This is a genomic window from Petrimonas mucosa (genome assembly GCF_900095795.1).
Classification (GTDB): Bacteria; Bacteroidota; Bacteroidia; order Bacteroidales; family Dysgonomonadaceae; genus Petrimonas; species Petrimonas mucosa.
Window position 1 is genome coordinate 3,212,387 of record NZ_LT608328.1, and the last position, 22,721, is coordinate 3,235,107.

17 protein-coding genes are annotated in these 22,721 nt (G+C 50.5%); 7 read left to right on the forward strand and 10 right to left on the reverse strand.

Features of this window, described 5'->3' with window-relative positions:
• Positions 1-97 precede the first annotated feature (97 nt).
• The 6 genes from ING2E5A_RS12830 to nifJ all read right to left on the reverse strand — a co-directional run bounded on the left by ING2E5A_RS12830 (position 98) and on the right by nifJ (position 8,000).
• Positions 98-1,330, reverse strand: coding sequence for an FtsX-like permease family protein (locus tag ING2E5A_RS12830; RefSeq protein WP_071137746.1), 1,233 nt, complete (start codon positions 1,328-1,330; stop codon positions 98-100).
• 1 nt (position 1,331) lies between these two features.
• On the reverse strand, positions 1,332-1,664 hold the full coding sequence (rbfA, locus tag ING2E5A_RS12835) for a 30S ribosome-binding factor RbfA (RefSeq protein ID WP_071137747.1): 333 nt from the start codon (positions 1,662-1,664) through the stop codon (positions 1,332-1,334).
• A 6-nt stretch (positions 1,665-1,670) separates the two neighbouring features.
• On the reverse strand, positions 1,671-2,306 hold the full coding sequence (locus ING2E5A_RS12840; RefSeq protein WP_071137748.1) for an O-methyltransferase: 636 nt from the start codon (positions 2,304-2,306) through the stop codon (positions 1,671-1,673).
• A 3-nt stretch (positions 2,307-2,309) separates the two neighbouring features.
• On the reverse strand, positions 2,310-3,779 hold the full coding sequence (gene pyk, locus ING2E5A_RS12845; protein WP_071137749.1) for a pyruvate kinase: 1,470 nt from the start codon (positions 3,777-3,779) through the stop codon (positions 2,310-2,312).
• A gap of 89 nt (positions 3,780-3,868) precedes the next feature.
• A complete protein-coding gene (gene aroQ, locus ING2E5A_RS12850; RefSeq protein ID WP_071137750.1) occupies positions 3,869-4,300 on the reverse strand; it encodes a type II 3-dehydroquinate dehydratase in 432 nt (143 codons plus the stop codon).
• Positions 4,301-4,433: 133 nt separating this feature from the next.
• Positions 4,434-8,000, reverse strand: coding sequence for a pyruvate:ferredoxin (flavodoxin) oxidoreductase (nifJ, locus tag ING2E5A_RS12855; RefSeq protein WP_071137751.1), 3,567 nt, complete (start codon positions 7,998-8,000; stop codon positions 4,434-4,436).
• A gap of 347 nt (positions 8,001-8,347) precedes the next feature.
• Between nifJ and ING2E5A_RS12860 the strand changes: the two genes are divergently transcribed.
• A complete protein-coding gene (locus ING2E5A_RS12860; protein WP_071138364.1) occupies positions 8,348-10,516 on the forward strand; it encodes a bifunctional alpha,alpha-trehalose-phosphate synthase (UDP-forming)/trehalose-phosphatase in 2,169 nt (722 codons plus the stop codon).
• A gap of 24 nt (positions 10,517-10,540) precedes the next feature.
• Positions 10,541-11,629, forward strand: a complete 1,089-nt coding sequence (locus tag ING2E5A_RS12865) for a mechanosensitive ion channel family protein (protein WP_071138365.1) — start codon at positions 10,541-10,543, stop codon at positions 11,627-11,629.
• On the opposite strand, the gene ING2E5A_RS12870 is transcribed toward ING2E5A_RS12865, so the two are convergent.
• Both ING2E5A_RS12870 and ING2E5A_RS12875 read right to left on the reverse strand, forming a co-directional pair.
• Positions 11,616-13,409, reverse strand: coding sequence for a glycoside hydrolase family 15 protein (locus ING2E5A_RS12870; RefSeq protein ID WP_071137752.1), 1,794 nt, complete (start codon positions 13,407-13,409; stop codon positions 11,616-11,618). The genes ING2E5A_RS12865 and ING2E5A_RS12870 overlap by 14 nt on opposite strands.
• 43 nt (positions 13,410-13,452) lie before the next feature.
• A complete protein-coding gene (locus tag ING2E5A_RS12875; protein WP_071138366.1) occupies positions 13,453-14,493 on the reverse strand; it encodes an asparaginase in 1,041 nt (346 codons plus the stop codon).
• Positions 14,494-14,665: 172 nt separating this feature from the next.
• Between ING2E5A_RS12875 and ING2E5A_RS12880 the strand changes: the two genes are divergently transcribed.
• From ING2E5A_RS12880 to ING2E5A_RS12900, 5 genes are all read left to right on the forward strand, one after another.
• Positions 14,666-15,085, forward strand: coding sequence for an OsmC family protein (locus tag ING2E5A_RS12880; protein WP_071137753.1), 420 nt, complete (start codon positions 14,666-14,668; stop codon positions 15,083-15,085).
• A gap of 111 nt (positions 15,086-15,196) precedes the next feature.
• A complete protein-coding gene (locus ING2E5A_RS12885) occupies positions 15,197-16,456 on the forward strand; it encodes a phosphoglycerate kinase (protein ID WP_071137754.1) in 1,260 nt (419 codons plus the stop codon).
• Positions 16,457-16,583: 127 nt separating this feature from the next.
• Positions 16,584-17,831: a DUF418 domain-containing protein gene (locus ING2E5A_RS12890; RefSeq protein WP_071137755.1), complete on the forward strand. Its 1,248-nt coding sequence runs from the start codon at positions 16,584-16,586 to the stop codon at positions 17,829-17,831.
• 143 nt (positions 17,832-17,974) lie between these two features.
• Positions 17,975-20,437: a phenylalanine--tRNA ligase subunit beta gene (gene pheT / locus ING2E5A_RS12895; RefSeq protein ID WP_071137756.1), complete on the forward strand. Its 2,463-nt coding sequence runs from the start codon at positions 17,975-17,977 to the stop codon at positions 20,435-20,437.
• A gap of 29 nt (positions 20,438-20,466) precedes the next feature.
• Positions 20,467-21,177 (forward strand): YebC/PmpR family DNA-binding transcriptional regulator, encoded by a 711-nt coding sequence (locus ING2E5A_RS12900; RefSeq protein WP_071137757.1) that lies wholly within the window; start codon positions 20,467-20,469, stop codon positions 21,175-21,177.
• A gap of 37 nt (positions 21,178-21,214) precedes the next feature.
• Here the strand turns inward: ING2E5A_RS12900 and meaB are convergent, their stop codons facing one another.
• Together meaB and ING2E5A_RS12910 are read right to left on the reverse strand one after the other, a co-directional pair.
• Entirely contained in the window at positions 21,215-22,309 is a 1,095-nt protein-coding gene (meaB, locus tag ING2E5A_RS12905) for a methylmalonyl Co-A mutase-associated GTPase MeaB (protein WP_071138367.1), read from the reverse strand.
• 11 nt (positions 22,310-22,320) lie between these two features.
• Positions 22,321-22,710, reverse strand: a complete 390-nt coding sequence (locus tag ING2E5A_RS12910; protein ID WP_071138368.1) for a DUF1573 domain-containing protein — start codon at positions 22,708-22,710, stop codon at positions 22,321-22,323.
• Positions 22,711-22,721 lie beyond the last annotated feature (11 nt).

Here is a 22,721-nt window from a genome sequence, read left to right on the forward strand (position 1 = left end):
TTTTTCACATCCCAACCTCGCTTGCCAAGGGAGATGGAGGCAAGAGAGCAGGTCATCTCTCCCCGCAAAACAGCGTAATATATCGTCGTTATTTCTGTCAGGCATCCGCAATCTTCAACCTCTTCTTCAGGTTGTTGATGGGATAGACGATGGTCAGCAACGAGATAAGGCCAACCACCACAAAAACGGTTACAATATCCCAGAACCGTACAATTACCGGATAGGCATCTACAATGTAGGCTCCAGGCACATTGCTCAACCGTAACAGCCCGAAGTGCTGTTGAAGCAGACAGAGGATCAGCCCTGTAGCAATACCTATGACGATTCCGGACAAGGCGATCAGCCACCCCTCATAGAGAAAGATCCGGGCGATCAGGTGATTGTCCGCGCCCATGTTTTTCAGGCTTCCGATATCCGCCATCTTCTCCACGATCAACATCGAGAGCGATCCCACCACATTGAAGACGGCGATCAGCAGGATGAAGGCCAGAATAAGGAAGGTTACCCACTTCTCGATCTGTAACATCCTGAACGATTCGATCTGTTGCTCATACCGGTCCTCCACCAGGAAATCGGGACCCAATACTGCTTCAATTGCCGACTTTACCCGCTTCGCCGATGCATCGGGTTCCAGTTTTATGTCGAGCGATGAGACCTCGTTATCGTACCTGAACAGTTCGCGTGCCAGGTGGATGGGAACAATCGCCATCCGGTCGTCCGTATCGGGCTGGTTGAGACTGAACACACCGCCAATCTGTATCTCTTCACGTGTAAATGCAGCCGACGGGTTGGCCAGGTTGACATTCACGTCGCGTTTTGGGGCATATATCTCGATCGGATGTATAAATCCGGCCCTTACACCCAGCGTGATTGCCAATCCGGCTCCCAGCGTGGTATAGTTTACAACATCCTCGCTGAGTCGGAACTTGCCGTCCACCATAAGCTTATCCATCTCGGTCATCAGCCTGAACTCTTCCGATACCCCTTTCACAAGCACCGGCACCTGCCGCTCCTCAAACTTGTATAGGGCGTTCTCCTCCAGCGATTCCGATATCATCCCGATCCCTTCAACCCGTAACGCCCGGTCGAACTCAGGGGTATGGTAATCAAACACCTTCCCCGTCCTGGCAGTAATCTTCAGGTCGGGATCAAATGCACTGAACATTCCCTCCACGATGCCGCCAAACCCGTTGAAGACCGATAGCACACATACCATGGCCATGGTTGCAATGGCAATTCCGCCCACTGAGATGAGTGAAATGACATTGATGGCATTGTGCGACTTTTTGGAGAAAAGATAGCGTCGGGCGATAAAGAGCGGGAGGTTCACGTTATTTCAATAATTTATCAATATTATCGATATAATCTAACGAGTCGTCCAGGTGAAAAACCAGTTCGGGCACTATACGCAGCTGTTTACCGATCCGTTTCCCAAGTGCAAAGCGTACCGACTTCACATTATCATTCACGTTCTGCACAATTTCATTCCCTCTCTCCGAAGGAAAAATGCTCAGGTAGGTGTGTGCCATTCCCAGGTCGGGAGTTACCCGGACATGTGTAACCGATACCAGCACACCCGGCATCTTTTTGGTCTCCATCAGGAATATTTCACCAAGTTCCTTCTGAATCAGCCGGTTTACCTTTTGTAGTCTGTTTGATTCCATGTTTCACTATTTTTTCCGGATTACCGTAATTCCGTCACGGATGGGCAGGATTACCTTCTCCACCCTCTCATCACGGGCCACCCTCTCGTTGAATTTCAAAATTCCCTGTGTTGCCCAGTCGCTGCTTCCAACCTCCTCCACCACCTTTCCGTACCAGAGGGTATTGTCGGCTAAAATAAATCCCCCTTTTTTAACCTTTGGGAGTATCGATTCGAAACATTCCCAGTATGACTCCTTGTCGGCGTCGATAAAGGCAAGGCCGTAACCCTCGTCTTCAAGCCCGGGAATAATCTGCAGCGCATCCCCGATAAAGAGCTTTATCCTGTCGCCATACTCCGACTGGCTGAAATTTGAGCGGATATAATCTTCCAGTTCATCATCAACCTCAATGGTGTGCACTTCGCCCCCATCTTCCAGCCCCTCGGCAAAACACAATGCGGAATACCCCACAAAGGTGCCGACCTCTAGCACGCGCTCGGGCCGGATCATCCGGGTCAGCATTGTAAGCAGGCGGCCCTGGAGATGACCCGAAATCATACCGGAGCGAAGCATCCTGACATGGGTCTCCCTCTCAATTCTTCTAAGCAGGTCGGGCTCTGCGTCGATATGCGACAATATATACTCCTCCAGTCTACGCTCCATCCTCTATTGGGTATAATCGGGCAGGTTATATTTCTCGTTTGCCTCCAACACCTTCCACACCTCGTTGATATCGAGGTAGGTAGTTCCACCAGTCTCTCCCAGGCTTCCACCCAGGTAGGCCACCCTGTCTTTCATATCGAGCATCTTCTGATCGAGCATTTTCCGGATGGCAGCCATATAATATGCCCTGCGGCTCTCCTTGGTATTCTCCATCCCTTTACCCGGCAGGTACTCTGCCCATACACCGTAGGAGAGGGCAAGCTCCCGTGCCAGTCGACGGGTCGTGGTCATCGCGAAAACCGGTTTACGTCCCCTAAATGCAGCCAGCACCCTAGCAGTACGTCCCGTATGGCTGTCGGTAAAGATAGCCTGCGTATTCAGTCGCGACGCCGTTTTCACCGCCTGTTTGGCCAGGAATGAGGTCACTTCGTTATCATCGAAATCGTAAGGCACGCGAATATCATTTTCGGCAAGTTTTGTCTTCTCCGTCTCGTGAGCCACTTTCGTCATTGTACGTACCGCCTCTACCGGATATTTGCCGTATGCCGTTTCACCGCTGAGCATGATGGCATCGGTCCGGTAATAGATGGCGTTGGCAATATCGGTGATCTCCGCACGTGTGGGACGGGGATGCTCAATCATCGAGTGGAGCATCTGGGTAGCCACAATCACCGGTTTCTTGTATTTGATCGCCTTCCTGATCAGCATCCGCTGGATAGCGGGAATCTTCTCCTGTGGAACCTCGATCCCCAGGTCGCCACGGGCAATCATCACGCCATAGGCATGCTGCAGGATTTCATCGGCATTATCCACCCCTTCCTGATTCTCGATCTTGGCGATAATCTTTATCGGGCTCTTCAGCTCGTCCAGGATGGCTTGGACCTCCAATACATCCTCCTTGCTGCGTACAAAGGAGTGTGCAATGAAGTCCACCTCGTACTTGTCGGCCAATGCAATAAAGTCGCGGTCGCGATCGGTTATCGTAGGCAGATTGATGCGGACGCCGGGAATGTTCACACTCTTGCGGCTTCCCACCGTTCCGTCGTTCTGTACACTGCAAAGCAGACAGTCATCCTCCTTGCCAATCACCTTCAGGTCGATTTCGCCATCGTCGATCAGGATATCATCTTCCACCTTCATCTCATCGGCAATATTGGGATAGGAGACATAAATGGTCTCTTTGGAGGAGATACCACGGGGGTCACCGATCACCTTCACCCGCTCGCCCGTGGCAAGTTCAATGGGAGCCAGGGCGGCAGTTGTCCTGATTTCAGGACCTTTCGTATCGACCAGGATGGCGATCCGGTCCGACACCGCACGTACATTGGTGATAATCTTCAGGAAACCTTCCTGATCGAGATGGGCGGAATTCAACCTGACCACGTCCATCCCTTCGTCAAAAAGTTGTTGAATGAAAGGGACATCGCATCGCTTGTCCGAGATAGTGGCTACAATCTTCGTATGTTTCAGCATTGTTAATATTCTGTTGTGAATTTCTTATTTACAGGTGTCAGCGATCTCATCTGTTCGCAGAGATCCGTTGTCTGACCATTAAACACTTTTTAATCGGTTTTGTTTGCTATCCGTATAGCCTCAACAGCCAAACGGTAGGAGTTGATCCCAAACCCGCCGATCACCCCCGCACAGACCGGTGCGATGATCGATTGATGACGGAAAGGTTCGCGGGAATAGACGTTGGAGATATGCACCTCGATCACCGGACTCTTTACCGCCTTGATCGCATCGCGGATCGCGACCGATGTATGGGTGTACCCGCCTGCATTGAGAATAATCCCGGCGGAGTCAAATCCCGCTTCATGAATCTTGTTGATGATCTCCCCCTCAACATTCGATTGATAGTAATCCAACTCAATTTCGGGATACGCTCGCTGCAACTTCTCGAAGATGGCCGGGAAAGACTCAGTTCCATAGAGGTCCGGCTCTCTCATACCCAGCAGGTTGAGATTCGGACCGTTGATAATCTGGATTTTCATTGTGCTCTCTTTTTATGGGTACAAAGATACGATATTTGACGTTAACCGGTAACGAGAAAACCTATGTATCAGGCAAAAAAGCGAAACGTCTTCCGACGCATCGCTTTTTTAAGATCCGGAGAAATGGAAACCGTTATCCCTCCGTTGCCACAGCCTCGGCATCCACCGGACCATACTGGGCTTTGGCCATACGCTGGTAGGAACGGTAACGCCACTGGGCATTCTCTTTTGCAGCTTCAAACAGCTCATCGGCCTCCTGCGGGAAAGATTTCATCAGCTGAGTGTAACGCACTTCACCCATCAGGAAATCCCTGAATTTGCTCCAGTCAGGCTCCTTGCTGTCGAGCGTGAAGGGGTTCTTACCCTCCTCTTCCAGTTTCGGATTGTAACGCCAGAGGCTCCAGTAACCGCACTCAACCGCCTTCTTCTGTTCGGTCTGCGCCATGCCCATTCCACTCCTCAATCCGTGACTGATACAGGGGGAGTAGGCAATGATCAGAGAGGGGCCGTTATACTCTTCAGCTTCTTTCAACGCTTTGAGGTATTGCGCCTGATTGGCACCCATGGCAACCTGTGCCACGTAAACGTAACCGTAGGATGCGGCAATCATGCCCAGGTCTTTCTTGCGTACCCGTTTTCCGGCAGCGGCAAACTTGGCGACGGCAGCCATAGGCGTCGACTTCGAGGATTGTCCGCCGGTATTTGAATAGACTTCGGTATCGAGCACCAGCACATTGATATCCTGTCCCATAGCCAACACGTGGTCGAGACCGCCAAAGCCGATATCGTATGCCCATCCGTCACCTCCGAATACCCAGATCGATTTCTTGGTAAGGTACTTTTCGAGCGAGAGGATCTCACGGCCAATCTCGTTATCCGTATCCTTAAGCGCGGCAACAACCTGGGCCGAGATGCCCTTCACCGCTTCGCCCTTCTCCATGTTTTCGATCCACTGGCTGAAGAGCTCTTTCTGGGAATCGGAGAAACCGGTCGACTCAATCCCCTTCAACATCAAGCTCTTGATGCGATTCCGCATGCTTGCCTGGGCAATTACAAACCCGAAGCCGAACTCGGCATTGTCTTCAAACAGCGAGTTGGCCCACGACGGACCTTTTCCCTCCTCGTTTTTGGTATAGGGTGTAGAGGGGGCAGATGCACCATAGATGGAGGAACATCCGGTAGCGTTGGCAATCATCATCCGATCGCCATAGAGTTGCGTGATAAGCTTGATATAGGGAGTTTCACCACACCCTGAGCAGGCTCCCGAGAACTCGAACAGCGGTTTGGCAAATTGCGAGTTCTTTACATTGAGCTTGGTATCCACCAGGTGGGCCTTGCTGCTCACATTGTTTACCATGTAATCCCAGTTCTTCTGGTTTTCGAACTGCGTGGTGATGGGCACCATTTCAAGTGCGCGCTGGCCTCTCTTGCCCGGACAGATATCCACACAATTCCCACATCCCAGACAGTCAAGCACATCCACCTGGATCCGGAATGCGGTTCCTTCGAACTGTTTTCCCTGCGTCTTCAGCAGTGCCACATCCTCGCCCAAGCCTTTCTGTTCCTCCTCGGTAAGCACAAAGGGGCGGATGGTGGCGTGCGGACATACATAGGCGCACTGGTTACACTGAATACAGTTGTCGGGATTCCAGACCGGCACGTTGACAGCCACACCCCGTTTCTCGTAGGCAGATGTACCATGTTCCCAAGTTCCATCTTCACGGCCTACAAAAACCGATACCGGCAGATCATATCCCTGCTGGGCATTGATGGGTTGAACCACTTTCCTGATAAATTCAGGAGCATCGCTCTCCTGTACCGGTTCAACCTCAAGGTTGGCCCACTCCATCGGGACCTCTACCTCTTCCACTTCACCACCACGATCAACGGCGGCATAGTTCATCTTCACAACCTCTTCCCCTTTCTTGCCATACGATTTCACGATGAACTTCTTCATCTGTTCAACCGCCAACTCATAAGGAATTACGTTGGAGATCTTGAAGAATGCCGACTGAAGGATGGTGTTGGTCCTGTTGCCCAGACCGATCTCATTGGCAATGGATGTGGCGTTTATGATGTAGAACTTGATGTTGTTTCTTGCGATATATCGCTTCACATTGTCCGGTAGATGGTTACCTACTTCATCTTTCGACCAGAGCGAATTGAGCAGGAGTGTCCCCCCCCTCTTCAATCCGGCCGTAACATCATAGAGATGCAGGTATGCCGGCACGTGGCAGGCCACGAAATTGGGGGTATTTACCAGGTAGGTGGAGCGGATCGGCTTGTCGCCAAAACGGAGGTGCGAACAGGTGAATCCGCCCGATTTTTTTGAATCGTAGGCAAAATAGGCCTGCACATATTTGTCGGTGTTGTCGCCGATGATCTTGATGGAGTTCTTGTTTGCCCCTACCGTTCCGTCTGAACCCAGACCATAGAACTTGGCCTCGTAGGTTGTCTCGTCCATCGCTATCTCCTCAACTTTCGGCAACGACTTGAAGGTGACATCATCGACGATACCGATGGTAAAATCGTTCTTGGGGATATTCATGGCCAGGTTATCATAAACCGAGATAATCTGGCCCGGGGTGGTATCTTTTGACGACAATCCATAGATACCGCCAACAACCACCGGAGCATCCTCTTTTCCGTAGAAGCAATCTTTCACATCCAGGTAGAGCGGCTGACCGGTTGCTCCGGGCTCCTTCGTCCTGTCGAGGACAGCAATCCGCTTCGCCGTTTTCGGAATGGCTGCAAGGAATGCATCCGCCTTGAACGGACGGTAGAGATGAACAGCCACCATACCCACTTTCTCTCCCTTGGCATTTTTGTAGTCAACCACCTCGCGGATAGCTTCCGTAACAGATCCCATGGCAATAATAACCCTTTCCGCCTCGGGATCGCCATAATAGTCAAACAGCCCGTACTTGCGGCCGGTAACTGCAGCCAGCTTTTCGAGATATTTCTCCACAATACCGGGAACTGCGTTATAAAATGGATTTGCCGCTTCTCGTGACTGAAAATAGATATCATCGTTCTGAGCGGTCCCCCGGGTAACGGGTGCATCGGGACTCAATGCCCGCTGCCGGAAAGCGGCCAGCGCCTCCTGATTGATCAATGGGGCCAACTCTTCATTTGTCAGCGCTTCAATCTTCTGGATTTCGTGTGAGGTGCGGAACCCGTCGAAAAAATGGAGGAAAGGAACCCGGCTCTCAATTGCAGCCAGGTGGGCTACTGCAGCCAGATCCATTACCTCCTGCACCGAACCGGTAGCAAACATCGCAAAACCTGTCGGACGGGCAGCCATCACATCCTGGTGATCGCCGAAAATCGACAGGGCCTGCGCGGCGATGGCACGCGCTGAGACGTGAAATACTCCGGGAAGCAACTCCCCGGCAATCTTGTACATGTTGGGCAACATCAACAACAGACCCTGAGATGCTGTAAATGTCGTTGTCAACGCCCCTGCCTGCAATGAACCGTGAACGGCACCCGCTGCACCTGCTTCAGACTGCATCTCCTGCACAAGGACAGGCTGGCCGAAAATGTTTTTTCTTCCCGCAGCCGCCCATTCATCGACATACTCAGCCATAGTCGACGAAGGAGTGATCGGATAGATAGCAGCCACCTCGCTGAACATATAAGCGATATGGGCCGCTGCCTGATTGCCGTCACAGGTCAAATAGTTCTTCTTTTTTGTCATGACAATATGTATTTTATTGAATTGATTTTACGTACGAGCTGAAGAAAAATCGAGAAATCAGAGGACGAAATTACTATAAAAATATGGAAACGGCAAAAGAATACCCGCTTTTTAGGGTTTCGAACGAGAAACGGCCTCTAACACCTGTTTAAAACATAAAAAATATGTTAAAGAATAATCTTTCCATAACTGCAACTGTTATAAGACAAAGATTGGTAAAAAAAAGAGGTTGAATCATGCACAAGATTTTTCAATCCAACCGTTACTGTATCAACCTGTTGCAACAACTCAAGGGGGTACGACACCCTCAATTTACCGATCGTGGCAACAACCAAAAAAGCTATTTTATGAAAATCCTTATCATAGCCAACCGACTTCCCGTAAAAATTGAGAGAACCGATGACTCCTTTATCGTAAAACGGAGTGAAGGGGGACTGGCCACCGGGTTGGGTTCACTGGAAATTGATGCAGAAATGCACTGGGTAGGATGGCCCGGAATCCATGTCGAGAACGAAGATGAGAAGCGGGAGATCACCGAAAAGCTGGCCGCATTGAATTACCATCCGGTCTTTCTCACCGGAGAGGAGATCGAGACATACTACGAGGGGTACAGCAACAGCACCATCTGGCCATTGTGTCACTACTTCTTCTCATATGTCCAGTACAAGGCGGAGTATTGGGAAGCATACCGGAGGGTGAACGGGCTCTTTTGTGAGGAGGCACTGAACTTCATCGACGACAATGATATTGTCTGGATACATGATTACCAGTTGATGCTGCTGCCGAAGAAGATTCGCGACAACAGACCCAACGTGATGATCGGCTATTTTCACCATATCCCCTTTCCTTCCTACGAACTTTTCCGGGTACTTCCGGAGCGGGAAGAGGTGCTGAAGGGCCTGCTGGGGGCCGATCTGATCGGATTCCATACGCACGACTACATGCGTCACTTCATCAGTGCCGTCTACCGGGTGCTCGACCTGAACTGCAACCTCGATGAGATCTGCCTGCAAGACCGAATCGTACATGTGGATGCATTTCCGATGGGCATAAACTATGAGCAGTACCATCAGGCCACTTCCCTGCCGGAGGTGAAAAAGATATCGAAGCGGCTGATCGAGGAGCTGGGAGACCAGACCATCATATTGTCGGTCGACCGGCTCGACTACAGCAAGGGGATCCTCCACCGGCTTGAAGGCTTTGCCAACTTTCTTGAAAACCATCCCGAGTACCACAAAAAGGTATCGCTCGCCATGATCGTTGTCCCCTCGCGCGACGCCGTTGAGCGGTATGCCGACCTGAAAACCCAGATTGACCAGTCGATCGGCAAGATAAACGGAATCTACTCCACCCTTGGGTGGACCCCTGTCTACTATTTCTACCAAAGTTTCCCTTTCAATGAACTGGTCGCCCTCTACGACATTGCCGACATCGCCCTGGTAACGCCGCTGCGCGACGGAATGAACCTGGTGGCCAAAGAGTATCTTGCCACCAAAAACCGGAAACCGGGAGTACTGATACTGAGTGAAATGGCAGGAGCAGCCAATGAGTTGACCGATGCCATCATCATCAATCCCAACGATACGCAGGAGATCGAATCGGCACTGCTGCAGGCATTGACCATGCCCGGAAAGGAGCAGCGGCTCCGGCTCCGCAACATGCAGAAACGGATATCTACACAGACCGTAAGGAAGTGGGCCAACGATTTTATAGCGGAACTCCTCCACATCAACAGGCAAAACAACGAGATCTTCCAGAAGATTGTAGGTGAACAACAACTCTCCCAGATAAAGGAGAGATATGACCAGGCTACCGCAAGATTGATCCTGCTCGATTATGACGGCACCCTGTCGCCCTTCACAAAAAGACCGGAAGAGGCACTCCCTTCCGGCAAATTGTTACATTTATTAAAGAGGATGACGGCCGACAAGAAAAACAAGGTGGTGATCAACAGCGGGAGAAACCGTCAAGTACTTGACAAATGGTTCAGGGGTATCGACCTCGACTTCGCGGCCGAACACGGTGCTTTTTTCAAGGAGAACAACAGATGGTACAGAAATGTACAGGAGAAGATAACCTGGGATGAAGAGATTCTCGGGATATTGGAACACACCATCGATAAAACTCCACGATCCTATCTGGAGATCAAGGAATCCACCCTGGTCTGGCATTACCGGAACGTGGATGTCTGGCTGGCAGAACTGCGTGAGAAACAGCTGATAAACGCCTTGATGGGACCGGCTTCACGGCTGAACCTGCAGATCGTTCCCGGGAACAAGATTGTGGAGATCAAGCCGCCGGAAACCAACAAGGGGAGTGAAGTAAAACGGCTGCTGGAAAAAGGGAACTACGATTTCATCCTTGCCATCGGCGACGACACCACCGACGAGGAGATGTTCAGGGCCCTTCCTCCCGACGGGATAAGCGTTAAAGTGGGAAGTTTCTCACCCACGGCCAAATACCGGATTCCGGTTCAATCCTCGGTAATACCTTTTTTTGAAAACCTGATTAAATAAGTAACTGTTTTGATCTTTTATCAAATGAATAATGTAACTGACCTGATAACAGAAAACAGGTGGCAACACCTCTTTGTTTTGCTTATCTTCATCGTCCTGTTTGTTTTGCTCACATTAGCATCCAACATCATCTTCAAAAAATTGCGCAATCGTGCATTGAGGAGCAAAAGTCTGATCGATGATTTTATCGTACGGCTTTTTAAAGTTCCATCCGTCTGGATCACTTTTTCCATTCTGCTCAATCTTTTCAATTCGTTTCTAGATAAAAGCAGCCGGATCTACGGCATCATGCAGAAAGCAGGCCAGATATTGCTGATTCTCTCCATCGGATGGCTGGTAGTCCAGGCAGTCCGTGCCATATTCCGCTATTTTCAGAACAAACTCGATGTCAATCAGCCCGACAACCTGATTGCACGCAGGCGACTCACCCAGCTGAACATGATTGAGAAAGTACTTATCGTAACCGCAGTGATCGTTTTCACCGGTATCGCACTGATGAGTTTCGAAACCGTGAAAGGACTGGGAATGAGCTTATTGGCCTCGGCCGGCGTATTAGGAATCGTGGTAGGGCTGGCAGCACAGCGGAGTGTCGGACAGATCTTGTCGGGTGTGCAAATAGCCATAACACAACCCATCCGGCTGGACGATGTGGTGGTTATTGAAGGTGAATGGGGACGGATCGAAGAGATAAACATCACCTATGCGGTCGTAAAGATCTGGGACGAGAGGCGACTCATCGTCCCCATCGATTATTTTCTGAATAATCCCATACAAAACTGGACAAGAACCAGCTCCAACATTCTGGGAACGGTATTCCTGTATGTTTCTTACGACCTGCCGCTGGATCCGCTCCGGGAAAAACTTGCCGCCATAGTGAAGAGCGATCCCAACTGGGACGGGCGGGTGCAAAACATCCAGGTCACCGACAGCAAACAGTGGTACAAAGAGATCCGTGTGCTGGTAAGCAGCGAGAACTCCTCAAAAAACTGGAATTTACGCGTGTCGGTCCGCGAGAAGCTTATCGATTTTATCAACGAGAATTATCCGGGATCGTTCGCAAGGATTTCCACAACAGGTGAAGCGAAACAGCGACACACTGCTACGGGCGGATAAATTTCGACAACTCCTTCTCTTCCGAGAAGAGCGTAGCCGTGTTGATAAAGGCGAGGTGGGAATATGCCTGTGGAAAATTGCCGAGCTGACGTCGGGTCTCAAAATCGAGATCCTCGCTATAGAGCCCCACATGATTGGCACAGGTAATCATCGATTCGAAAATCTCCCGCGCCTGCTCCTCCTCTCCGATCACAAAAAGCGCCTCGATCAGCCAGAATGTACAGATGGTGAACGACGAGGCCGGTCTGCCGAAATCGTCTTCCGATTTATAGCGGTACATCAACCCGTTATGAAAGAGGTGCTCCTTGATCGCTTTCACTGTTTTCACATAACGCTCATCCCGGGCATCAATAAAATCGTAAAACTGCATCAGCAGAAGTGAGGAGTCGTGATCACCATTCTCGTAGGCCTGTGTAAAAGTTTGCAACTCCTCGTTCCACCCCTTTTCATGCACCTCCGCCTTGATGACGTCGGCCTCTCTCCTCCACAATTCGGCATAACGATCCTTATGCAGCAACTCCGCAATCAGCGAAGCTCTGTCGAGTGCCACCCAGCTCATCACCTTGGAGAAGACAAAGTTCAATTCGCGCGTCCGGAACTCCCAAATGCTCTGATCGGGCGAACGCCACGATTTCATCACCATCCGCACCATGTTTCTGACCATCTCCCAAATCTCCTCCACCTCATCCAGTGTACCGGGAAAATAGAGATAGTACTTGTAGATCACATCCATCAGGTATCCCAGCGAGTCGTTCTGCAACTGGTTGTAGGCTGCATTTCCAATCCGCACGGGATAGGAGTTTTCATATCCCGACAGGTGAGTCAGCACCTGCTCGGTCAACTCCCGTTCACCCCTGATACCGTACATGATCTGGAATGTATCATCCCGCGATTTCAGGATACGCTTGATAAAACCGATAAACCGTTCGGCCGTACCCCGGTGCCTCATGTGCAGCAACGTATCGATCGACATCGAGGCATCACGCAGCCAGCAGAAGCGGTAATCCCAGTTACGGGTCTCCCCGATGCTTTCTGGCAGGCTGGTGGTGAGGGCAGCCAGCATAGCCCCCGAATATTGGTACGCCATCAGTTTCAATACCAGCATGCTGCGGTTGATCAAATCCCCGTACTGCTTGTATTGACGCGACCGGTTGATCCAGTTGAGCCAGTACACCTTTGTCCGTTCATACTCGAGCAGCACCCGGTTCAGGTCTACAGCAATCAGTTTCTGGTTGTACGATAACAGGAAGAAGTGGTGATCGGTCAGTACCATCTCCTCACCGTTCAGGATCGTATTGAAATCGACGCTCGAGTAGAGATATATCTTATCTTCGGGGTCGACGACAGACGATGTTCTTATGTAGTTGGGGGTAACGGTATGGAGAGCCTCCTCCCCCGCATAATTCATTTTCGGATCATAGAGGATGCGCACCCTGGGTCTCCCGCGCACCACCCGAAGGTACCGGTGCACTTCCGGCGGCAGATAGTACTTCTGTTCACTTGTTCTGTACCGGGGCATATAGTCCATCACGACAAACTCCCCTTCCACAGATTCAAACCGGGTGACGAGGATATTGGTGTTCCCCAGGTAGGATTGGGTTACACGATACTCTTCAGAAACCTGAAAAGCGAAACAGCCCCCTTTCTCCTCGTCGAGCAACCGGGTAAAAACCGAAGGTGAATCGAAGTCTGGCAGACAGAGCCAGTCGATACTCCCCGTTCTGGAAACCAGCGCCGCAGTCCGGCAATTCCCTATGACTCCGTAGTCCAGATTCTTCATCTCATCCTTTTTTAAGTTGATAACTGAGACAAAGATAAGAAATTTACCTCTCGGTCAACTCTCCCCTCAACGATACGGTCATCAACTCCCTCACCTGGTCGGGACTCCTGCCGTTCCCCTGCAGAATCATCAATTTTGCCAATGCCGCCTCGGTAGTGATATCGTGTCCGGAAACAACACCCAGTTTCTCCAAATGCTGTCCCGTCTCATACCGGTGCATCTCCACACTCCCGTAAAGGCATTGCGTCACATTGACTATCACTATCCCCTTGTCGATCGCCTCCTGCAACGCATCAATAAACCAGCGATCAGTTGGTGCATTCCCCAGACCGTAGGTCTCCAGCACCACCCCCCGCAGACCGGGAACCGACAGGAGCGATTTCACCACATGTTCCTGAATGCCGGGAAAAAGTTTCAGAACGGCCACATTGTTGTCGAGCCGGGAGTTGATGACGACCGGCTTGCTGTAATCGGGCTGTAAAATGAACTTGTCGTGATAACGGATACCCACCCCCGCTTCTGCCAGATAGGGATAATTGGGACTGTTGAAGGCGCTGAAATTCTCCGAGTTTACCTTGGTCGTCCGGTTCCCTCGCATCAGCAGGTTCTGCATATAGATACAGAGCTCCGGTACTACGGGTCTTCCATCCTTGTCCTTGTCGGCCGCAATCTCGAGTGCGGTGATCAGATTCTCCTTCCCATCGGTACGAAGCTTGCCGATTGGCAACTGCGATCCGGTGAAAATTATTGGTTTGGTCAGGTTCTCGAACATCAGGCTCATGACCGATGCCGTGTATGCCATCGTATCGGTACCGTGAAGAATGACAAAACCGTCGTACCCGTCGTAGTTCTCCTCCACCACCCTGGCAATATCCTGCCACTTCCTGGGGCCAACCTCCGACGAGTCGAAGGGAGGATCAAACAGATAGGCGTCAACATTGAAGTGCAGACGCCTCATCTCCGGCACGTTCGATTTCAGGTGACTGAAATTGAACGCCTCCAAGGCACCGGTCTCCAGATTTTCAACCATCCCGATGGTCCCACCGGTATAGATAAGTAAAACTCGTGCATTTTTGTCAATCATCAGCAACAATTTTACCGCAAATTTAGAAAACAAAATAACAATTTGCCATAACAAAATGACTTTTTTTAAAAAGAACAAAAGGATCAATTCCGTTGTTTACCATATTACTTAACCTCCGCAAGCATCCGCTATCGGAACTTGTGCTAAAACAAACAAATAGATATTCAACATTATGATTCACTCTATCAAGACTGTCTGGAAAGAGAACAACATTTTTGAAACCGATGTCGACGGACACAACGTGGTAATCGACCTGGCAGAAGATGCCGGCGGCAACAATGCCGGACCCCGTCCCAAGAAACTGCTGCTGGTAGCCGCGGCAGGCTGTACCGGACTCGATGTGGTGGAGATCCTGAAAAAGATGCGTATCGACATCAGGGGATTCAACGTCCAGATCGAATCGGAGATGACCGAGGAGCACCCCAAACAGTATACCAGCCTGAAAGTGGTCTACGAATTCGAAGGCGAGAACCTGCCGAAGGAGAAGGTGGAGCGTGCATGCAGGTTGTCGTTCGAAAACTATTGCGGTGTACTGGCCATGTACAAGAAAGCAGTTCCGGTCACCTACGAGGTAAAAATCAGGAATCTGTAATTTTTTTGGATAATTAAAGAAAAAAATCTCTATTTTCCCTATCTTTGTGGTTCAATTAGAAAAAGATTGTTTATACGTTCCGATAAAATATTTCTCATAAAATAAAAGATTATGCAAACCATTGACACATTCAATTTCGCCGGCAAAAAGGCATTCGTTCGCGTGGACTTCAACGTTCCGCTCGATGAAAACTTCACGATTACTGACGACACCCGTATCCGGGCCGCAGCTCCCACGCTGAAGAAAATTCTCAAGGATGGCGGGAGCGTGATAATCGGCTCACACCTGGGCCGACCGAAAGGGCCAACCGGTAAATATTCGTTGAAACATATCCTGGCCCGGGTTTCAGAGTTACTGGGTGTGGATGTTCAGTTTGCCGACGATTGCATTGGAGAGGAGACCGCAGCCAAAGCTGCCGCATTGCGTCCGGGAGAGGCTCTATTGCTCGAAAATCTTCGCTTCTATGCCGAGGAGGAGGGCAAACCCCGTCTGCCTGAAACTGCAACCGAAGAGGAGGTGGCTGCCGCAAAAAGAGCGGTTAAGGAGTCACAAAAAGAGTTTACCAAGAAACTGGCCTCTTATGCCGATGTCTATGTGAACGACGCATTTGGCACCGCTCACCGGGCACATGCCTCCACAGCCCTTATTGCCGACTACTTCGACGCCGGCAACAAAATGTTCGGCTACCTGATGCAGAATGAGGTTAATGCAGTGGAGAAAGTGATGTCGGACACGGAAAGACCCTTCACCGCCATTATGGGAGGATCAAAAGTCTCCACCAAGATCGATCTCATCAAAAATCTGCTCGACAAGGTAGACAACCTGATCCTTGCCGGTGGCATGACCTATACCTTTACAAAGGCGAGTGGCGGAAAAATCGGCGCCTCCATCGTTGAAAACGACAAACTTGAGCTGGCCAACGAAATCGTTGAGCTGGCCAAACAGAAAGGGGTAAACCTGGTACTGGCTACCGATGCCAAGATTGCCGACAGCTTCAGCAACGATGCAAAAACTGGCTTTGCATCCGTAAAGGAGATTCCCGACGGTTGGGAAGGTCTCGATATCGGTCCCGAGACCGAAAAAGCATTTGCCGAAGTGATCAAGAACTCCAAGACCATTTTATGGAATGGTCCCGTGGGCGTATTTGAATTTGACAATTTCGACAAAGGCTCACGCGCAGTGGCTGATGCCATCGTGGAGGCTACTCAAAAAGGAGCTTTCTCCCTTATAGGAGGAGGCGATTCAGTGGCCTGCATCAACAAGTTCGGCCTGGCAGGAGGCGTCTCCTATGTCTCTACCGGTGGTGGTGCACTGCTCGAGATGATCGAAGGGAAAGTACTCCCCGGAATCAAGGCGATAAGAGGTTACTGACCAGACAAGCGCTGATGATATTGACCGCACGGACAGATTGTCCGTGCGTTTTTTTTATCCAGTTTCTTTGTTTTTCTAAATAAATGCTTAAGTTTGCAAATTCATTTTAAAAATCATGTCGTTCACTATGGAAATCTCGACTGTCAAGACAAGCCGTATAGAAGTAGTAGATTCCCTGCGCGGTTTTGCAATAATGGCAATTCTATTGGTACATAATGTAGACCACTTCTTTTTTCCTGAATTTCCAGTTCAGACCTCCCCTTGGCTAAATCTGCTCGATCAGCTCACCGTGAAGACCATTTTCACCCTGTTCAGCGGAAAAACGTATGCCATCTTTACCATGCTTTTCGGATTTACCTTCTACATACAACATACCAACCAGAAGAAAAAAGGGAAGGATTTCGGATACCGCTTTCTGTGGCGGATGCTCCTGCTTGCCCTCTTTGCCGTCTTCAACTCGGCCTTCTTTCCTGCTGGCGACGTCCTGATGCTGTTTGTTTACGTTTCCCTTATTCTCTTTATCTGTCGAAACTGGTCTGATCGAGCTGTCCTGGCACTGATCATCATCCTGATGCTTCAGCCGGTTGAGTGGACCCATTATGTGCTGTCGCGCATCAATCCGGCCCATCAGCTGCCCGATTTCGGTGCGGTTTCGCTGCACCAACAGGTAGTTGAGACCACAAAGAACGGCTCCTTTTTCGACTTTCTCCGGGTCAACGTCACGGTCGGAATGAAGGTAAGCCTGATGTGGGCCCTGGGATCGGGCCGTTTCCTGCAGGCGGCCGGACTCTTCCTGCTGGGGTTCTATATCGGCAGGAAGCAACTCTTTATCAATACGCAGGAAAATCTGCAGATCTGGAGAAGAATCCTGCTGGTTTCATCCCTCTCCTTTATCCTCTTCTTCCTGATAAAAAGGATGCTGTTGCAGTCTGATCCCATGACACAGCAGACCGCCGGTCTCATCTTCGACATCTGGTACAAGCTGTCGCTCACTTTTGTATTGGTGGCCTCATTTGTATTGCTCTACGAAAAACGATTTTTCAGGGACCGGGTCTCGGGACTCCGTTTCTACGGAAAGATGAGCCTTACGAACTACGTCTCGCAGTCGCTCTTTGGCGCGCTGATCTATTTCCCGGTGGGATTGTATCTGGCACCATACTGCGGACGGACATTCAGTCTGCTGATCGGGATTGCCATCTTCTCCTTTCAGATGATCTTCTCCCGCTTCTGGTTGAGCAAGCATAAACAGGGTCCCCTGGAGACAATCTGGCACAGATGGACCTGGATCAACTTCGGCAAGGGAGAAGAAGCAAGCGGATTACCGCTGACAGAGAGTCGATTGTCGCCCAAGGAGAGTTCAAAGGATCTCCAATAGGGGCAGGAGAACATGCCAGAATCAGAAATCAAGATCTACAAAGTTTCAAATCTTTAGGGGAAGCTATCGTATTTTTTTGTAATTTTGAACACTTTTTCAGAAGCAAAACCCTAGTACGGGTTGTCAAAACAAACGACGATAGAATGAACATCTCTTACAATTGGTTGAAAGAGTACCTGCAATTCGATCTTTCACCACAGGAAACAGCTGTAGCACTCACATCCATCGGTCTGGAGACAGGCGGAGTGGAGGAAATTCAAACCATCAGGGGGGGCTTGGAAGGGTTGGTTATCGGCAAGGTGCTGACCTGTGTTCCCCATCCCAATTCCGACCACCTGCACCTGACCACCGTAACCATAGGGAACGATGCGGAGCCGTTGAAGATTGTCTGCGGTGCTCCCAACGTGGCTGCCGGACAAAAAGTGGTGGTTGCCACTGTAGGCACGAAGTTGTATTTTGGAGACGACGAGATTACCATCAAGCGTTCCAAGATCCGGGGCGAAGAGTCATTCGGGATGATCTGTGCAGAAGACGAGATCGGGATCGGAAACTCACACGACGGAATCATTGTTCTACCAGACGATGCGGAAGTCGGCATGCCGGCCAAGGAGTATTACAATGTGAAGAGCGATTTCGTACTGGAGGTAGATATCACACCCAACCGTGTAGATGCTGCATCGCACTACGGAGTTGCACGCGACCTGGCTGCCTACCTGAAGCAGAACGGGAAACCCTTCTCGCTGACGAAACCGTCGGTTGAAGCATTCAAAACAGATAGACCGGAAGGAGGAATTGATGTGGTGGTAGAGAACAGCACCGCCTGTCCGCGCTATTCCGGATTGACAATTCGTGGCGTAACCGTGAAGGAGAGCCCCGATTGGTTAAAAAACAGGCTTTCGGCTATCGGGTTACGTCCCATCAACAATATAGTGGACATCACCAACTTCATCCTTCATGAAACCGGGCATCCGATGCACGCTTTCGATGCAGACCAGATCGAGGGCGACAAGGTTATTGTCCGCACACTCCCCGAGAAGAGCAGATTCACAACGCTCGACGAACAGGAGCGTGAGCTAAGCGAAAACGACCTGATGATCTGCAATGTGAAGGAGGGTATGTGTATTGCCGGGGTTTTCGGCGGATTGAAGTCGGGAGTGACCGAAAGCACGAAAGATATCTTCCTCGAGTCGGCCTACTTCAACCCCACCTGGGTTCGGAAAACGGCTCGCCGTCACGGTTTGAGCACCGATTCGTCATTCCGTTTCGAGCGGGGTGCCGATCCCTCCAACACCGTCTATGTACTGAAACGGGCCGCCTTGCTCATCAAGGAGATTGCCGGCGGTGAGATTGAAGGCGAGATACGCGATATCTACCCTGCAGAGATAAAACGGGCCGAGGTAGTGCTGTCACTTCGCAAAGTCAATTCACTTATCGGAAAAGCAATCCCGAAAGAGGTGATCAGCAGTATCCTCCAGAGCCTGGAGATCGAAACGGTTAACGAAACGGAAGAGGAGTTGACCCTAAGCATCCCCACCTACCGGGTAGATGTTACCCGCGATGTGGATGTGATCGAGGATATCCTCCGCATTTACGGGTACAACAACGTCGATTTCAGCGATTCACTGAAGGCTAACCTGTCGTATCACACACCCACCGACCGAAAACATAAACTGCAGACACTTATCTCGGAACAGTTAACGGCAAGCGGGTTCTACGAAATCATGAACAACTCGCTCACCCGGAAATCCTATTATGAAAATAATGCCGATTTTCCGGAGCGGAATGGGGTGAAACTGATCAACCCGTTGAGCAGCGACCTGGGGGTAATGCGCCAGACACTACTCTACGGGGGACTGGAGAGTATTGCCTACAACCGTAACAGGAAACGATACGACCTCCGTTTCTATGAATTCGGCAACTGTTACTTCTTTGATGCGGAGAGGAGAAACGGCGACAAGATCCTGTCGGGTTATTCCGAAGAGACCCACCTCGCTCTCTGGATCTGTGGCGAAAGTCACCCTAAAAACTGGGCGGCAGAGCAGAAGGCAACTTCTGTTTTTCAACTGAAGGCCTATATCGAAAATATCCTGACCAGGATGGGAGCCACCCTCAACCAGGTCACCGTTGAACCTGCCCAGTCGGGAATCTACGCTTCAGGAATGAATATCCGGATCAACCATCAACAGATCGGAAGCTTCGGGATCGTCACGGACGAGATATTGAAGCAGTTCGATATCGATACCGATCTCTTCTTTGCAGAGATAAACTGGGATATGCTGTTGAAAGTGACCGCATCCAACGAAGTCCGTTTTACCGAAATATCCAGATTCCCCGCCGTCAGCCGCGACCTGGCACTGCTTGTGGATAAGAACGTCACCTTTGCAGCCATTGAAGAGTCGGCGAGAAGAACTGAACGCAAACTGCTGAAGGAGGTATCGCTGTTTGATGTTTACGAAGGAAAAAACCTGCCGGAAGGCAAAAAATCGTATGCAGTGAACTTTCTACTGCAGGATAACGAAAAGACCCTCAACGACAAACAGATCGACGCCGTCATGCAAAGGATACGGCAAAATTTGGAGAAGGAGCTGGGGGCGGTCTTAAGATAACTATTTTAAAGAAGGGCAATTGCAAAAATATGGGAAGAGCATTTGAATACAGAAAAGCGACAAAGCTGAAACGGTGGGGCAACATGGCCCGCGTATTCACAAAATTGGGGAAACAGATAACCATTGCCGCACGTGACGGCGGTCCCGATCCTGAGAACAATCCCCGCCTGCGTGTACTGATTCAGCAGGCAAAGAAGGAGAACATGCCGAAGGAGAATGTCGAGCGTGCCATAAAAAAGGCGACCGACAAGAATGTCTCCGACTACAAGGAGATGGTCTACGAAGGGTACGGGCCTTACGGTGTAGCCATTGTGGTTGAGACCGCAACCGACAACCCCACCCGTACAGTGGCAAATATCAGGAGTTACTTCAACAAACATGGCGGATCATTGGGCACCTCGGGGAGCCTCGAGTTCCTGTTTGATCACAAATGTGTTTTCAAGATATCTCCGAAAGAGGGCGTATCGCTGGAAGATCTCGAACTGGAGCTGATCGACTACGGAGTCGACGAGGTGGAGGAAGATGAAGGCGATATCATCCTTTATGGCGAATTCAAGTCCTATTCAGATATTCAATCCTATCTCGAAGAGAACGGTTTCGAGATCCATTCGGCCGAATTCGAACGTATTCCGCGCGACACAAAGACGCTTACCGAGGAGCAACGCGCACAGATTGAAAAACTGCTCGAAAAGTTTGAAGAGGACGACGACGTGCAGAATGTTTTCCACAATATGGAATAGGAGTGGCTTATAAAAAGCCACTCCCAAAGAGACCGGTTCATCTGGTCGAGTAGTACCTCTCCAACGCCTCTTTCGCCGCCATGAAGGAGCTCTTTCGTGCCGATAGCACATCCTCTTCCAACTGCGGCATCAGTTTCTCAATTTCGGCATTCTTGTAGAAGTCGTTCCGCAAACGCTCGTTGATCGTCTCGTACATCCAGAATTTCGACTGCTTGTTGCGACGGATGTCGAAATAGCCATTCTCCTTCACAAATGAGACATAACGGTGGATCATATCCCATACCTGATCAATACCCAGCGCGTAATAGCCCGAGTAAGTCAACACCTCGGGCGACCAACCCGACTCGGGAAGCGGAAAGAGATGCAGAGCATTGCGGAGTTGCGTCTGCGCCATCCTGGCCTTTTCCAGGTTGTCGCCATCGGCCTTGTTGATTACAATACCGTCGGCCATCTCCATGATACCCCGTTTGATCCCCTGCAGCTCATCGCCAGTTCCGGCAAGCTGGATCAGGAGGAAGAAATCGACCATCGAGTGGACAGCCGTTTCAGACTGACCTACCCCGACAGTTTCCACAAAAATATAGTCGAACCCTGCAGCCTCACACAACACAATGGTCTCGCGTGTTTTACGGGCTACACCCCCCAACGAGCCTGCCGAGGGTGAAGGTCTGATAAATGCATTCTTCTCAACCGACAACTTCTCCATCCGGGTCTTGTCACCGAGGATGCTACCCTTGGTCCGTTCACTCGACGGGTCAATTGCCAGAACGGCCAGTTTATGTCCCTTCCCGATCAGGTGCATGCCAAAAGCATCAATGGAGGTGCTCTTGCCTGCACCCGGAACACCCGTGATTCCAACGCGGATAGAGTTTCCTGAATAGGGAAGAGCCTGCTCGATGATGGCCTGGGCCATCTCCTGATGCTCCGGCAGCGAACTCTCCACCAGGGTTACCGCCTGACTGAGCAGGGCAATATTGCCCGAGAGTATCCCCTCTACAAATTCCTGAACCGAATACTCTTTCCGTTGCCGCTTCCTGCGGAGATTGAGATAAGGATTGATACTGGGGGGTTGAGCCACCCCTTTGTTGACCGTCAAACCCAGGTAGGAGGGATCGTTTTCCGGATGATGCATATCACTTGCCGTCACTGCTTTCTTGGAGTTACATTCCCTTTTATCGACAGGACATATACGGTGTCGGGGACGTTGGTATAAACAGTTATGGTCTTATTAAAGGTGCCCGGACGCGAGGTGGTTGAATAGGTGGCATCAATCTTGCCGCTCTTTCCGGGGAGTATCGGTTCTTTCGTATAACTCGGGGTGGTGCAGCCACACGATGCGGAAACACGCTGAATGATCAGGGGACTTTTTCCGGTGTTGGTAAACTCGAACTGCGTGGATACGGCCCCTATCTCTTCCTTGATCGTCCCGAAGTCGTGGACGGTCTTCTTGAATTGCATATCAGGAGCAGATTGCGAGAAGGCCATACTGCTCAACACGAAAGCGAAAAAAAGGAGAAAACTTGTTCTTTTCATATTTCTGTCTT